This window comes from Sphingobacterium sp. 1.A.4 (genome assembly GCF_002734245.1).
GTDB classification, from domain to species: domain Bacteria; phylum Bacteroidota; class Bacteroidia; order Sphingobacteriales; family Sphingobacteriaceae; genus Sphingobacterium; species Sphingobacterium tenebrionis.
This window is the reverse complement of sequence record NZ_PEAZ01000085.1, coordinates 24132-38844: the sequence shown is the minus strand read 5'-3', so window position 1 is coordinate 38844 and position 14713 is coordinate 24132. Positions and strand designations below refer to the sequence as shown.

Genomic DNA, 14713 nt, shown 5'->3' with positions numbered 1-14713 from the left:
CAATAAATATAAGAATGAACAATTGCCTCATATTACAAAAGCTTGGATTTTATCTGTTCCCTGTACTCTACTGGTGTGCAATCCTTTTCAAGACTAAAATTTCTATAAAAAGATGCCCTCGAACTAAAACCACATCGAAGAGCCAGTTCTTCTATATTCATATCAAAATCTGGTTGTTCCAATTCTTTGCATACCGCCTCAATCCGTAAAGAATTAATGATTTTCAATACATTCTGTTTAAAATACTCCTTGAAAAATTGGGAGATCATCGATCTGGACATCTTCAAATCTTTTACCATGGTATCCAAACTAAAGCCAGGATCAAGGTAGGGCTGCTGGTTTAAGTAATTCAACACCCGGTCTTGATAATTCGTGAGTTTATGGTTAGGCAACTGCAATTCCAAAATCGGGTTTTCAGCTTCGACCATAGGAAAAGGATGATTCAGAAAATCAAACTCACTATGCACTGTTTTCCTATCCACCAATTCTTTCAATAGGTAATTATAAATAATGATCGCCCCAAACAACATGATCATATAAATGGTGATGGTAGATAACTGCGAGGTATTTCTGATCTGTGTAAGAAACTGAGCAGATATCAGCGGCAAAATGAAGGCCGCAAGAACCAAAAGTAAGATGATCGAAAAATAAAAAATCCGTTTGATGTTCGACATGGCAATATCCAAGCCCCTGCCTTTGAACATGATAAATATGGGGTATATCATCCAAGATAGACCAAAAGTACTATATAGGACAAAATAATAGGTTTTACTAAAGTTGACACGAAATACTTCAGAGGTAAGGAAATAAAAATATATCCCCAAAAAGATCAAGAATGGCGTGAAATGTAGAAATACCGTTTTAACTTTTGGTTTTTTATCTTCATAAGCCATGAAAGCAAAATATAAAATGGGACCATACAACAAGCCTAGGGGAGCACCTCGATCGACATATTGATATCCTTTAACAATATCGATAAAGATGGCCGCAAAACTTACATGGAAGAGCATGACGAGCAATAACCGAAAAACAATCTTATCAAATGAGCTTTTGTTAGGCAAGAGGTAATACACCTGGCAACTCATTAAACAGATCATGACGATCGATGCATATATAAAAAAAATGACCATGCTACTTTTGATTGCTTATTTTAAAATCTGTTACCGACTGACGCATATATAAGTGGAAATATTTATTGAATTTAGAAACAGAATTGAAGCCACATAAATTCGAAAGAACAGCGGTCTTTAAATGCGGATAATTACCTTTCAATAGACTCACGGCATACAAAATCCTATATTTTGCCAACCAATCAAAGAAAGAACACTTAGCCTGTAGATCAAGGAATTGAAGCATCACCTCTTTACTTAATCCGGTATGCTGTAGGAATTTTTCCATGCTGAGATTGGAATCCAGAAACAACTTGTCCTTTTCCATTGCATGTTGCAATACTTGATGATAGGCTCCCCACTCCTGCTCCGTGATTTTTATCGGCTGTGATTTTTCGGCAGTCAATACATTATAGTATGTCCGACGGTTGTCCATAGAAAATCGAGAAATCAAAAATCCTAATATGATAAAGATCCCAATACAATTGATGACCATAAATACATAAACCGGACGGACATCATAATTAAATGGCTTAAACATATAAAACAACATCGTCAACAAAAAAAAGGCTACAATAAAACCAAAAAGACAGAGGATCTCCAAAAGAATAGCTTTATACCTGTTCTTAGCTCCCCTTACTTTTTGGGTATTCCTCAATACATAAGTCGGATAGACTGTTAGAGAACTTATATAAGCGATATAAACAATCATTAAATGCCACTTTTGCAAATCCCTAGCCCAATTGATATAGAGTATGGAGAATAGAAAAAAAGGTAAAAAGTGCATGCAAACTGTTAGAAACTTTATTCTTTGTAGCCTCAAATTCCATAAGCAAGCCAATAACAATGGACCATATAACAGGGCAATCGGAATATCATACATTTATGCCATAAATGGAATATGCAGAATCAACAATAAACAGAATATCAAGATCAACAAGTTGAAATTATTCAGTCTGTCTTTCATAGTTTGGTAGTTTCCGGGATTTTCCTAAAAAATGGTATTTCCTTTTATTAAAATTCCAGTAAAAAATGGCCTAACCCCATTTAGGTATAAAACCATCCTTCATTATCCTTCAAATTCAACTCCTTAATAAGGAGATATTTTAATTGTGTTTGGTTAATTTTCTGTTATCGGATTATGAAAGTTTAAAAAATATCTAATTTGGTTACAAAAATTATAAAATCAGTAAATTAAATTTATATTTAATATTTTTTCTAATTAATTGGAATATTTCCTAAAATATTTTTAAAATTTAAATCTTTTTTAAGCTTTAACCTAACTGTTAAACATTTTTATCTAAAGCAAATATAAAAAAATTAAAATAATTAAGTTTATTTTATAACTTTTTATGATGAACATCAATTTAAATTATAATATACGTTTCTCTTTCCGAATAATAGTTGCAGCTTTAGAGAGGAAAATGTAAGATTTCGAAATGTTAAAATTTATGTTTTAACATTTATAGACATAGGATTTGTAAAAGAGTACTATCAATTTATAAAAGAGTACTATCAATTTAAAAACTATGAGAACGTTATTATCATTTGCCTTAGCTGCTGCAGCGCTATCATTTGCGAGCTGTAGCAACGATGACGGGATGGATCTAAACAGAACCACGCCAGTCACCATTAAAATGACCGATGCCCCAGGGTATTACGATCAAATCTTTTTAAACATTGATCACATTGAGATCTTATCCGCAGGCGGAAACAAAACGGTGGATATCGATGATGATCCTTTTGATATCTTATTGTATCGCTTAGGTCGTGATACGGTGTTAGCTAATGCTGATGTCCCTTCAGGCCAACTTCAAGAAATCCGTTTGGTATTGGAGGATGAAGGTAATGAGGTGGTTATCGATGGTGTTAGGCATCAGCTGACTACGCCTAGTGGTCAATCATCAGGGGTAAAAATCAAGGTTCAGGATAATTTGGAACCAGGGGTTGCCTATACCCTATTATTGGATTTTGATGCATCGAAATCTATTCACATGACTGGAAACGGAAAATACATGCTGAAGCCTGTTATCCGTGCAATTCCAGTTGCTGTTTCTGGTGCTGTTAAAGGTATTGTTTCTCCAAAAGAATCGCTAGCCAACTTATTGTTGATCAATGGAGCAGATACTTTGGGTACATTAGCTGATACATTGGGTAATTTCTACTTCCCAGGAGTTAAATCAGGCACTTATAAGTTATTGGTTCAACCTACTGTTACGCCTTATTTAGAGAAAACCATCATGCCTATTGAGGTTGCAAATGGTGAAGTTAAAGATTTAGGCACTATCGGGGTTAATTAATAATTTCCTCAGGGATTTTATTGGACATCCAAAGCGCCTTTATTGTCATCTTGATTGACTTTATTGTCATCCTGAGCGTAGTCGAAGGACCTGTACGGTTACCAACGAACAGATGCTTCGACTTCGCTCAGCATGACAAAACTATTTCGCTCAGCATGACAATGCTATTTCATTCAGCATAACAATGCTATTTCATTCAGCATAACAATGCTATTTCATTCAGCATGACAATGCTATTTCGCTCAGCATGTCCAAACTATTTCACCTTGTCCCTATAATCAGTTCGCTGTATCCTCACCGCATTCAAAATAGCCAACAAAGCCACCCCTACATCGGCAAATACCGCTTCCCACATGGTCGCTAATCCTCCAGCACCCAACAACAGAACAATCCCCTTAACCACAAATGCTAAAATGATATTTTGCCATACAATGGCCTTGGTTTTTTTACCAATTGCAATAGCCATCGGAATCTTACTTGGTCGATCATCCTGAATCACCACATCAGCAGTTTCTACTGTAGCATCTGATCCCAAGCCCCCCATGGCTATCCCCACATCACTTAAGGCCACAACCGGCGCATCATTGACCCCATCTCCCACAAAAGCCACTATGGAAGACCTCGATTTTGATTCCTTCAGTTTTTCCACCTTATCCTCCGGCAAGAGATCACCAAAAGCGCTATCGATCCCAAGCTCCTTGGCCACATATTGCACCACCGCATTTTTATCGCCACTTAGCATCGTAGCCCGCACTTTCAAGGCATGCAGTTTTTCTATTGTAGCTTTTGCATCTTCCTTTATCTTATCTGCTATCGTTAAATACCCCACATATTCCCCATTCTCCGCAATAGCAATGGTTGTATATACCAAATCATTCAATTCCTTCGGATATTCCACCTGAAATTTGTCCAACAACTTTACATTACCCACCAGATAAGTTTTGCCATTCACTCGTCCTTTTAATCCATGTCCAGCTATCTCTTCTGCATCTGTTAAGGACAAACCGTGATTGGGCTCACCAACATATTGGTGGATAGCGGTAGCTGCAGGATGGGTACTTTTGCTTTCCAATAAATTTATAGCCTCCAATATCCCCTGCCTATCCAATCCATCTTTAAAAACAACTTCCTGAACCTCAAAAACACCTTCGGTCATGGTACCTGTTTTATCCATGACCACTTCTTCTACAGCGGCCAGGCTATCCAAGAAGTTTCCACCCTTCACCAATATTCCGTTTCGGCTGGCCGCCCCGATCCCCCCAAAATAGCCTAATGGAATGGATATGACCAGAGCACAGGGGCAAGAGACCACCAAAAAGATCAATGCTCTATATAACCAATCTTTAAAAACATAATCGGAAACAAATATAGCCGGCAAAAAAGCAATACCAATCGCCAAGAAAACCACAATTGGCGTATAGATCTTAGCAAATTTGGAAATAAACAGTTCTGTTGGAGCCTTCTGCGAACTCGCATGTTGCACCATTTCCCATATCTTGCTCAATTTACTGTCTTCATAAGCTGCAGAAACCTTAACCTCTGCAACGCTTTTCAGATTGATCATACCGGCAAGCACAGCATCGTTTTTAACTTTTGAATCGGGCTTACTTTCTCCAGTCAGCGCTGCGGTATTGAAAGAGGCTTGATCACTTAACAAGATCGCATCCAAGGCTAATTTCTCACCAGGTTTCAGTTGGATGACATCGCCTACCTTTACCTCTTTTGCCCTGATCAGTATGGGATCACCATCCCTTATTACTGTCGCTTCATCTGGCCGTTGATCCAATAGACTTTTTATATTCGCTTTGGCGCGGGTTACGGCCATGGTTTGAAAAGCTTCACCAACAGCATAAAATAACATTACTGCGACCCCTTCTGGATATTCGCCAATAGCGAAAGCACCAAAAGTTGCGATTCCCATCAAGAAAAATTCAGAAAAGAAATTCCCCTTTCTAATGCTTTTCAAGGCATCCTTAAGAACAGGGAAGCCTACAGGAATATATGCCAATACATACCAGCCTAACCTGATCCATCCCTTAAACCAATCATTAGCAATAAGGTGGTCCAAGGACAAAGCCGAGAGCAACAAGAATAAACTTAAAATGGCCGGAAGGAATAGTTGGAAGGTAGAACCTTCCATATCATGGCTATGGTCATGGCCATCATCATGATCGTGATCGTGGCTATCATCATGATTATGTTGTTTCTTTTTGGAGGATAGCGCTAAAGAGGCATCCGCCCTTTTATATATCTTATCCGTCTGATTGCAGATTTCGCAAACACCAGCAGCATTAAATTGATGTTTATGTTCCATTTTTAAATTTACTAACCTTTAAAGGTTAAAACAACGGATGCTGTAAATGTTTTGTAGATAGTCTTTTTTATGGAAATAATAAGTATATAAGTACCTTAGGAAAAAATATGAAAGACATGATGGCAAAGCATTTATTTGGATTAATATTGATGTTCCTGGGGAGCATTTTTGCATCCCACGCCCAATTGGCGGTAATTAGTAGTCAAGATGGTTATGCAAATGTTCGGGCCGAAGGAAATAACAAGGCCAAGGTGATCGATAAGCTTAATAAATTCACCATCATACTTTTTGATGAAGAATTTATGCATGAGAAAAAAAATGCGGATTGGATCCCTGTTCAATATATAGATCAAAAAAATAGAAACAACCTGGGAAACGGAAATATAGACTTAAAGGCTGGATATTTCCATAAATCGCAATTTAAAATAATGGAAGCCCTTCCATCGGCCAATCCTCAAGAATTCAAGTTTCTTGTGGAAACACAAGCTTTCAACAAATCGAACAAGAAAATCGAATATTATCCGCAGAGCCAAAGCCCTGTTAAAATAAATGGACAGTTTTACTTTGGTGGAGATTGCGGATTGCCAAAGACCGAGGTAAAGAGTATGCGCGCTATGTTCAACAAAAAAAACATTCAGGTACCTATGAATTATATATGGGGGATTCTGCATGCAAACAAAAACTACGAGGCCAAAAAATTTGATGGGCATTATTTTGTAAAGCAGGAAATTGGGGATGGCGGTTGTTTCAGCTTTTTGGTTTGGGAGTTTAGTGATACCGGACTTCAACAACGCTTTGTAGGTTGGAATTATTAGGTAGCCTATAAATATTAATATTTAATAATCAATGAGTTAACTTCCAATTCCTATTTTCCATCATGGAATATTTAAGGAAAAGGAAGATGTGGGCGATTTTAATTGTCCCTTTCCTATTGCTGTTTTGCCACTGTCGGAAAATCATGGATCCGGAAGAACCTATTTTTGATATTAGGAATCTTCCCAACGAAATGAAGTATGATGAGCAAATAAAATTGAACGCCGATCATCATAAAGACCAGATCTTATGGGCATCCTCAGATCCTTTTGTGGCCATTATAGATGAAAATGGATTTTTGAAAGGTCAGCATATAGGCACAACCACCATCAGCGTAAGTTGGAAAGATAAAATCATAGAAAAGGAATTAACCATCACGCCGTATGTGCAAGGGATTCAGGAACCTTTTGTCCATTTTGGAAAATCTATCGCTCGAATCAAATCCTTGATGAAGGTTAAACCAGTTGAGGAAGATTTTAGTGCATTATATTATGCCAATCCTTCTGAACATAGCAAATACCTCTATTATTGGTTCAATAGTAGAAACCAACTATTTTTAAGTGGAATAATCTTTGGCGACCATGATGTTAAGTTATCGAAGATTGCTCACACCTTTTTTGCTGAACGATATCATGTGATGAAGGAAAAAAACAAACGAACCTATTATTTAGATTCTAAAAGAAATTACTTCATAGTACTGGACATCAATTCCGAAAAACAGCTAGTCGGTTTCTATAATCCTATAAAAGAAGAATGACATTAAACATTGTTAAGCCAAATAAATAAAAAGCCGTATCAAAAATTTGATACGGCCTCTAATCTTTTATTTAAAAAACTTAAGCGATTGGCTCTAAATATTGTGCATAACAATATCCTTCTTCGCCATCTTTCGTTCTTACTAACCACCATTGGTCATTAGCGCGGCTGATTAAGGTAATCACCTCATCTTTTGCAGCTTTACCAACAATTGGCTGATCAGTACCTGGTCCTTTACGGATATTCAAGTTACTGCTTTCCGTGATCACTTTTACTTGTTGTCCTGTAACGGAAGTAGTTACATCGACGTTCATTACGACATCTCCTGTAAGGAAATTAGGATCAATCTGGTTGTAAACATCCCATAACTTATTCTTTACATCGGCATTGGGAGCTGTTCCACGAATCTGTAAAACGCCATCTTGTTCTGCCACCTGCAAATCTGAAATCCCAGATGCTTTTGCTGTATCTACTAATACTTGATATTTACTTAATAAGCTCATAATAATCTTTTTTATTTAACTTTTAATGCACTCATGTCAACTCTCTTAGGATTCAAAGCATCTAACCCCATTTTCAAAGCTTGTACACGAGCTTGTTCCAATTCTCCAGTTACCGTGATGATTCCATCAGCTACAGTAGTTTGTACCGTTGGAAAATCTTTGGTAAACGCTTGAACTTTAGCAGTTAAATCATCGGTATTGGTGTTCACTTCAATCTGTGGTGCATTAACCACGATATTGTTCACTACAGATTTAACGCCTTTGGCATCTGCAGTTTTTGCAGCATCAGCCATTCTTGTTTTTTCCTCTTCAGAAGAAGCAGTACCATTCAAGGTAACCACACCGTCTTTAACATCCACCTGAACGTTTGGATTGGATTGAATAGCTGTTTCCACTTTAGCTTTTAAGTCCGCATCAGAAATTTTGGACTTACATGCGACTGTTCCTGATACTAATACGGCAGAAACCATCGCCATTGATAAGATTTTTCGTAGGTTCATAAAAATCATTGTTTATGTAAGTAAATTATACTTAAATCTAAACAAAAAATATCCAAATTGGTTTTAAGAAATTATTATTGTTTTATAATAAATTCGTGATCTTGATTTCTTTGCCATTGAAGGTCAGGCTGTCCCCTACTTTTTTCCCTAGCAATAGCTTTCCAATTGGAGATTCTTTCGAAATCACCATGACGGTTTCCTGATCGATTTTCATTGGCCCGATGGAAATGGACAATAGATAATGGAACTGATTTGTAACAACCAGGCTTCCCAAACCCACCAATCTTAGGGGTTCTAAAGGTAAATTATGTAAAGTATCTAAATCCTGTTGGGCCTGTTTCCATTGTTGTTGAAGCCGACTAAGTTCTTGCTGGGCCATTTCTCTGGAGGTTTCATATTTGTCGCCCATGCTGCTCTTCGTATCGTTGACCAAACTATCATTTGCCGTTTCCATAGCAGCGCTAATGTCGCTTATTCTGCTTTCTGTTTTTTGGATGGCTTCCCGGATCCAGACCTCTTTTTCTATCATGAATTCAATATGCTAATAAATAAAAAAAACGCCAAATCAGATTTGGCGTTTCAATTAAAAACTTAATAACCAATTTATATATTAAATTAGTTTTCTAATGCTTCTTTAACGTTTTTAGCTTTTCTTTCTGCTTCGTTAGAAAGTTCTTTTGCTTTATCTGCCGTTCTATCTGTTGCATTTTCGATCGCATCACCGGTTCTTTGTCCAGCTTCTTTAGTTGCATCGATTGCATTATCTACGCCTCTTTCTACTGCTTCGGCAGCATCTCTAGCTGCTTGTTTGGTTTTTTCCCAAGCAGTCTCCGCATCTGCTACTGCTTTTCTAGCAGCTTCTTCTGCTTGTTTATCACCACTTTTCACAGCTGCATCTAAATCAGCTTGTGCTTTTTTAAGATTAGCTTCCGCATCAGCAGCTGCTTTATCTGCATCTGCTTTCATGTGCGCAGCGTGATCTTCAGCTGATTCAATGGAATGATCCAATCTTTCTCCAGCAGTAGTATCACCGTCATGGTTTTTATCCATGGTTGATGTGTTGTTATTACATGCCGAAAAAGAGATAGCACATGCAACAGCCGCTAATAATCCAAGTTTTTTCATGTTTGTAAAATTAAATGTTCGTGTGTTTTTGTTTAACATTTTTCTCGGAGCATGTTGCAAAATTTATACCAAATTATGCTTTTGGATAAACCGTGCCTTTAGCCGCTTCTAATGTGTTTTTCAATAAGCCGATAATGGTCATTAAACCTACTCCTCCTGGAACTGGTGTAATCCAAGATGCTTTCTTGGAAACTTCCTCGAAATCAACATCTCCGTACAATTTGAATCCTGATTTTGTTTCTGAAGAGTTTTCTCTGTTTATTCCCACGTCTATGACTATAGCACCTTCTTTCACCATTTCTGCCGTCACAAAATTCTTGCGACCAATGGCTGCAACAACGATATCCCCTTGAAGAACTTCTTCTTTCAGGTTCTGTGTTCTACTGTGGGTCAATGTTACTGTACAATTCCCAGGATTGCTGTTCCTTGCCAATAGAATACTCATCGGAGAGCCTACAATATTGCTACGGCCAACCACCACGGCTTTCATGCCTGAGGTATTGATCTGATAATGTTCCAACATCAACATGATCCCGTAAGGAGTAGCAGGGATAAAACAAGGCAGATTACGCTGCATTCTTCCCAGGTTGATCGGATGGAATCCATCCACATCTTTTTTATAATCTATAGCTTCAGTAACTTTCTCTGGATCAATATGCTTAGGTAATGGCAATTGAACGATCAATCCATCAATGGAATCATCTTGGTTGATCTCGGCAATCTTTGCCAATAACGCTTCCTCGGTAATGCTGTCCTCATAATGTAAGTTGGTAGAATCAAAACCAACCTGCTCGCAATTACGCATTTTACTAGCCACATAAGTTTCACTACCCCCATCGTTTCCGACTAGAATAGCAACCAAATGCGGTTTACGACCTAAGGTTTGAGTCAGTTCAGCAGTTTCTCTTTTGATATCTTCTTTAAGTTTTGCAGAAACTTCTTTTCCGTCCAGTAACTTCATGTTATCTATAAAAGGTTGTTGTAAATTAATCAAGTTTTAATACCGCCATAAATGCAGATTGTGGAATCTCCACATTACCTACCTGACGCATACGTTTCTTACCCTTTTTCTGTTTTTCCAACAATTTACGCTTACGGGAAATATCACCACCATAACATTTGGCAGTTACATCCTTACGTAGGGCAGAAATGGTTTCGCGGGCAATGATCTTGGCTCCGATGGATGCCTGAATACGGATTTCGAATTGTTGCCTAGGTAATAATTCCTTCAATTTCTCACAGATTTTCTTACCGAAATCGTAGGCATTGCTACGGTGGATCAAGGAGGATAGTGCATCTACAGGCTCATCGTTCAAACGAATATCCAATTTAACCAAATCAGATGTTCTATAACCGGTCTGATGGTAATCGAATGAAGCATAGCCTTTGGAAATGGTTTTCAGTTTATCGTAAAAATCGAATACAATCTCTCCCATAGGCATCTCAAACACCAATTCCACACGATCGGAGGTCAAATATGATTGGTTGATGATGGTACCACGTTTTTGGATACAAAGCGACATTACAGGACCAACAAATTCTGCTTTGGTAATGATATTCGCTTTGATATAAGGTTCTTCAATACTATCCAATTTACTTGGATCTGGAAGATCAGAAGGGTTATGAACCACCACTTCTTCGTTGTCTTTTGTTAGAAATGCTTTGTAGGATACGTTGGGCACCGTAGTGATCACGGTCATATCGAACTCGCGTTCCAAACGCTCTTGGATGATCTCCATATGGAGCATTCCCAAGAATCCACAACGGAATCCAAATCCCAATGCCGCAGATGATTCCGGTTCAAACACCAAGGAAGCATCATTCAGTTGCAAGCGATGCATCGATTCACGTAGCTCCTCGTAATCCTCTGTATCTACGGGATATATACCCGCAAACACCATCGGTTTTACCTCTTCGAAACCTTGGATCGCAGATGCACAAGGACGGTCTTTATGGGTAATGGTATCTCCTACTTTTACCTCGCGGGCTTCTTTGATCCCCGAAATAATGTAGCCTACATCACCTGTTTTGATAACTTCTTTAGGAACCTGATTAAGTTTCAAGGTACCTACTTCATCCGCATAATATTCTTTTCCAGTTGCAACGAACTTTACGCGATCGCCTTTACGGATTTCTCCATTTTCTACCTTAAAGTAGGCCATGATACCACGGAAGGAGTTGAATACCGAGTCAAAGATCAGGGCTTGAAGCGGTCCTTCCGGATCACCAACAGGTGCAGGGATACGCTCAACGATAGCATTTAGGATATCAGGAATACCCAATCCAGTCTTTCCTGATGCAGGGATGATATCTTCTCTTTTACCGCCTATAAGATCCACGATCTGATCTTTCACTTCCTCTGGCATAGCGCCAGGAAGATCCATTTTATTTAAAATAGGAATGATTTCTAGGTCATGTTCCAATGCTAGGTATAGATTGGAAATGGTTTGGGCCTGAATCCCTTGTGAAGCATCAACGATTAATAATGCACCTTCGCAGGCAGCGATGGAACGGGAAACTTCATAGGAAAAATCCACGTGTCCAGGTGTATCGATCAGGTTAAGGATATACTGTTGACCATCTTTTTGGAATTCCATTTGGATAGCATGACTCTTGATCGTAATCCCTCTTTCCCTTTCCAAATCCATATTATCCAACAATTGGGCCTGAGCTTCACGTTGGCTGATGGTGTTTGTAAACTCTAACAATCTATCGGCCAATGTACTTTTACCGTGGTCAATGTGCGCGATGATACAAAAATTGCGTATTTGCTTCATATAGGTGATTATCCCTTCAAATTAATTCGCAAATATAATTTTTTTAAACGAGGTTTTCCCCTATTTAGGGCTTCTAATTTCGGAATTATTTAGTTGTCGTTCGGAAAGGTAAGTTGAATAGCAGTCCCTAAACCTATTTCGCTATCTACTTGGACTTTAACATGCAAACGTTCGGCAATTCTTTTTACGATGGATAGCCCAAGTCCTGTACCCTCAAATTCTGTTGCATTGGAAAGTCGCTTAAAACTATCAAAGACATTGCTTAGTTCTTCCTTTGCCATCCCAATTCCATTGTCAATAATATGGTAGCGAACGAATTCATTTTCCAGTTCGGAATAAATCTTTATTTTAGGTGAAGCTGTTTTCGCACTGTATTTCATTGCATTACCAATCAGGTTCTGGAATAATTGATAGATAATGGTTTTCTCACCATGTAAAGGAAAAAGGTTGCCAAATTCTACTTCTGCATGATCAGCAGCATATCTTAACTTACTGAAATCAACAATCTGCGGGATGAAATCCTGGGTATATACCGATTCCATTTTATAATCATAGCCTTTGACCTTTGAAAATTCATGGATGGTACGCAACATTTCATTGATGATGTTGACTGCTTCTTTGGTATTCTTGAGCATTTTCATTCTCAACACTTCCGACATGTCTGGCTTTTGCATCATCATCTGTACCGAAAGGTTGATAGCTGATAATGGATTCTTCAGATCATGACTTACGGTATTGGCATAATTATCCAATGCCGTATTCAAATTGAGCACTTCGAGGTTCAGCTTTTGGATCTCTTCGGCCAGCATCCGGAAACTCACCAGTACAATCTCGCGCAACCTTTTGAAAAAGAAAAACTCCATATCCGTCCATTTCTCGGAGGCATGATAAGTGGTTTGATGCCAAACATCCAAATAAGGATGTTCTTCATGCACAAATTGCACATTAGGTTTCCCTTCCGCAATAAGTTCTTCCGGTTTTTCCACCCATTTCCTTTTTTGGATTTTTTCCTTCCGGAAGAACAAAAAGGCTAAAGATTCCTTTTCATCCACACAAATAGCCGAAATACCAGCAAAGCGCTCGGTTTCCAAGCCTAGTTTCTTGCCGTATTTAAATACAAATTCTTCATCCGTGAAATAACTTCCTTTTTCTACTTTACGAATCTGATCAACGATGGCATCTACTTTACGCTTCCCAATGGAGATATTGTAGGTATGTAATTCATCCTTGCTCAGGATGGCCATGGCATCCGCCTTCGCAAAATAACATAAACGATCACCTAAATCGTTGAGTACTTTGTATAGATCATTCTGAACTAATAATTTTTCTTTTAGCAGAAGTTCAAAATCCCTTATTTCCTCGTAAAACTTACGGTCTTTGAGATCCTGGTTTTCAACATACTGATTCACAGCCATCTGCACAAAGTACACCAAGGCCTCTCTTTTGAGCAGGTTTACTTTTTTAGCATCCTTACTTTGGCAGAAAACATATCCCCATAATCCACCATCTACAATAATGGACACACTGAGGTTCGAGTTCACCCCATCCTTTAGCATATAGGCAGCATGTATGGGCGAGACCATTCGGACACTGGTTTGGGAAAGATTAGGATGATCTACTCCATTGGAGATAATCTTGATGGTTGGTCCATTGATCTGCGCCGTATAACGACTATAATTGACCACATGAATGTTCCTTGCCAGCCGAAATACATCGGTGTAAGGATAATAACATCCTAGAATACCTTCTAAGTCAGGATGTTTAATATTTTCAGCTATTATAAGTCCATTATTGTCCTTATCATAGGCAAAAACACGAATTCGATCGAAGCCACTTATTTTCGAAATATACGCTGAAGTTACCTCCCAGATCCGGTCCTTGTTTTTTACTAATAGGTTGTTAAACACCTCAATCTTAGGAAAGAAAACATTTTGATCAATAGCCTTCTTTTCAAACTCCAGATAGATATATTTACTTGTGCCATAAACATTTAGGTAGCAACCGAAAGGTCCTACCTCTACTTCCATCCAAACACGCTCATCTGAATCTTCGAAGACCTCATCAATCCCCTTCTTTAAATTCTCTTGGTAATTTGGGAAATATGTAGCAATAAATTTCCAGATATTAGAACCGATGTAATGGTTCACTGGGTTGGTCAACCAATCGGAACAATTTTCGCTCAGGGCAACCAAAGAATAGTCATGGTTTATAATCAATAGAAAACCATGTTCTTGAATACCCTCGCTAAGGTACAATTGATCATCTTCTACAATCTCCTGATTATTCATTAATTAATAGTTAGTTATGGTAGTTATTTTGATTTTACATCCCCCAACATCAAAATAATGGGTTAAAATTAAAAAAAAGGTTTGAACATCTTTAATTTTTTAATGAATTACGGAAAATTTAGATTGACTATCAATAAATAAATTGGACTTTTGGATGGTTTTATAGGCATAAAAAAGGGCTTCCTAATAGATAGAAAGCCTTTCTTATAAGTTTATTCCTAAAAAGAA

The 14713-nt window shown here is 38.0% G+C and carries 13 protein-coding genes; 3 read left to right on the top strand and 10 right to left on the bottom strand.

Features of this window, described 5'->3' with window-relative positions:
• Window positions 1–32 precede the first annotated feature (32 nt).
• Together CRJ00_RS14390 and CRJ00_RS14385 are read right to left on the bottom strand one after the other, a co-directional pair.
• The gene (locus CRJ00_RS14390) at window positions 33–1130 is read right to left on the bottom strand and encodes a helix-turn-helix domain-containing protein (protein WP_099367456.1); all 1098 of its coding nucleotides are present in this window, start codon (window positions 1128–1130) and stop codon (window positions 33–35) included.
• Window position 1131: 1 nt separating this feature from the next.
• Complete coding sequence (locus tag CRJ00_RS14385) at window positions 1132–1821, bottom strand: helix-turn-helix transcriptional regulator (protein ID WP_099367455.1); 690 nt, start codon at window positions 1819–1821, stop codon at window positions 1132–1134.
• An 817-nt stretch (window positions 1822–2638) separates the two neighbouring features.
• Here CRJ00_RS14385 and CRJ00_RS14375 point away from each other — a divergent pair.
• The gene (locus tag CRJ00_RS14375; RefSeq protein ID WP_099367453.1) at window positions 2639–3409 is read left to right on the top strand and encodes a DUF4382 domain-containing protein; all 771 of its coding nucleotides are present in this window, start codon (window positions 2639–2641) and stop codon (window positions 3407–3409) included.
• Window positions 3410–3665: 256 nt separating this feature from the next.
• Here the strand turns inward: CRJ00_RS14375 and CRJ00_RS14370 are convergent, their stop codons facing one another.
• On the bottom strand, window positions 3666–5723 hold the full coding sequence (locus CRJ00_RS14370) for a heavy metal translocating P-type ATPase (RefSeq protein WP_099367452.1): 2058 nt from the start codon (window positions 5721–5723) through the stop codon (window positions 3666–3668).
• A 107-nt stretch (window positions 5724–5830) separates the two neighbouring features.
• On the opposite strand from CRJ00_RS14370, the gene CRJ00_RS14365 reads away from it, so the two are divergent.
• A complete protein-coding gene (locus CRJ00_RS14365) occupies window positions 5831–6538 on the top strand; it encodes a hypothetical protein (protein WP_099367451.1) in 708 nt (235 codons plus the stop codon).
• A gap of 143 nt (window positions 6539–6681) precedes the next feature.
• A complete protein-coding gene (locus CRJ00_RS14360) occupies window positions 6682–7293 on the top strand; it encodes an Ig-like domain-containing protein (protein ID WP_099367450.1) in 612 nt (203 codons plus the stop codon).
• A gap of 79 nt (window positions 7294–7372) precedes the next feature.
• Here CRJ00_RS14360 and CRJ00_RS14355 read toward each other — a convergent pair whose 3' ends face one another.
• The 7 genes from CRJ00_RS14355 to CRJ00_RS14325 all read right to left on the bottom strand — a co-directional run bounded on the left by CRJ00_RS14355 (window position 7373) and on the right by CRJ00_RS14325 (window position 14485).
• Window positions 7373–7795, bottom strand: a complete 423-nt coding sequence (locus CRJ00_RS14355) for an SH3 domain-containing protein (RefSeq protein WP_099367449.1) — start codon at window positions 7793–7795, stop codon at window positions 7373–7375.
• Window positions 7796–7806: 11 nt separating this feature from the next.
• The gene (locus CRJ00_RS14350) at window positions 7807–8295 is read right to left on the bottom strand and encodes a BON domain-containing protein (protein WP_099367559.1); all 489 of its coding nucleotides are present in this window, start codon (window positions 8293–8295) and stop codon (window positions 7807–7809) included.
• 82 nt (window positions 8296–8377) lie between these two features.
• Window positions 8378–8824: a GreA/GreB family elongation factor gene (locus tag CRJ00_RS14345; RefSeq protein WP_099367448.1), complete on the bottom strand. Its 447-nt coding sequence runs from the start codon at window positions 8822–8824 to the stop codon at window positions 8378–8380.
• Between the two features lie 86 nt (window positions 8825–8910).
• Complete coding sequence (locus CRJ00_RS14340; protein ID WP_144038163.1) at window positions 8911–9420, bottom strand: hypothetical protein; 510 nt, start codon at window positions 9418–9420, stop codon at window positions 8911–8913.
• A gap of 73 nt (window positions 9421–9493) precedes the next feature.
• Window positions 9494–10381 (bottom strand): bifunctional 5,10-methylenetetrahydrofolate dehydrogenase/5,10-methenyltetrahydrofolate cyclohydrolase, encoded by an 888-nt coding sequence (locus CRJ00_RS14335; RefSeq protein ID WP_099367446.1) that lies wholly within the window; start codon window positions 10379–10381, stop codon window positions 9494–9496.
• 25 nt (window positions 10382–10406) lie between these two features.
• Complete coding sequence (lepA, locus tag CRJ00_RS14330; RefSeq protein WP_099367445.1) at window positions 10407–12197, bottom strand: translation elongation factor 4; 1791 nt, start codon at window positions 12195–12197, stop codon at window positions 10407–10409.
• 89 nt (window positions 12198–12286) lie between these two features.
• A complete protein-coding gene (locus tag CRJ00_RS14325; RefSeq protein ID WP_099367444.1) occupies window positions 12287–14485 on the bottom strand; it encodes an ATP-binding protein in 2199 nt (732 codons plus the stop codon).
• Window positions 14486–14713: the final 228 nt, after the last annotated feature.

Coding starts and splice junctions, on each gene's coding strand:
- CRJ00_RS14355 (WP_099367449.1), bottom strand. CDS start 7,795: ATGAGCTTATTAAGTAAATATCAAGTATTAGTAGATACAGCAAAAGCA.
- CRJ00_RS14365 (WP_099367451.1), top strand. CDS start 5,831: ATGAAAGACATGATGGCAAAGCATTTATTTGGATTAATATTGATGTTC.
- CRJ00_RS14340 (WP_144038163.1), bottom strand. CDS start 9,420: ATGAAAAAACTTGGATTATTAGCGGCTGTTGCATGTGCTATCTCTTTT.
- CRJ00_RS14335 (WP_099367446.1), bottom strand. CDS start 10,381: ATGAAGTTACTGGACGGAAAAGAAGTTTCTGCAAAACTTAAAGAAGAT.
- CRJ00_RS14375 (WP_099367453.1), top strand. CDS start 2,639: ATGAGAACGTTATTATCATTTGCCTTAGCTGCTGCAGCGCTATCATTT.
- CRJ00_RS14385 (WP_099367455.1), bottom strand. CDS start 1,821: ATGATTGTTTATATCGCTTATATAAGTTCTCTAACAGTCTATCCGACT.
- CRJ00_RS14345 (WP_099367448.1), bottom strand. CDS start 8,824: ATGATAGAAAAAGAGGTCTGGATCCGGGAAGCCATCCAAAAAACAGAA.
- CRJ00_RS14325 (WP_099367444.1), bottom strand. CDS start 14,485: ATGAATAATCAGGAGATTGTAGAAGATGATCAATTGTACCTTAGCGAG.
- CRJ00_RS14370 (WP_099367452.1), bottom strand. CDS start 5,723: ATGGAACATAAACATCAATTTAATGCTGCTGGTGTTTGCGAAATCTGC.
- lepA (WP_099367445.1), bottom strand. CDS start 12,197: ATGAAGCAAATACGCAATTTTTGTATCATCGCGCACATTGACCACGGT.
- CRJ00_RS14360 (WP_099367450.1), top strand. CDS start 6,682: ATGGATCCGGAAGAACCTATTTTTGATATTAGGAATCTTCCCAACGAA.
- CRJ00_RS14350 (WP_099367559.1), bottom strand. CDS start 8,295: ATGAACCTACGAAAAATCTTATCAATGGCGATGGTTTCTGCCGTATTA.
- CRJ00_RS14390 (WP_099367456.1), bottom strand. CDS start 1,130: ATGGTCATTTTTTTTATATATGCATCGATCGTCATGATCTGTTTAATG.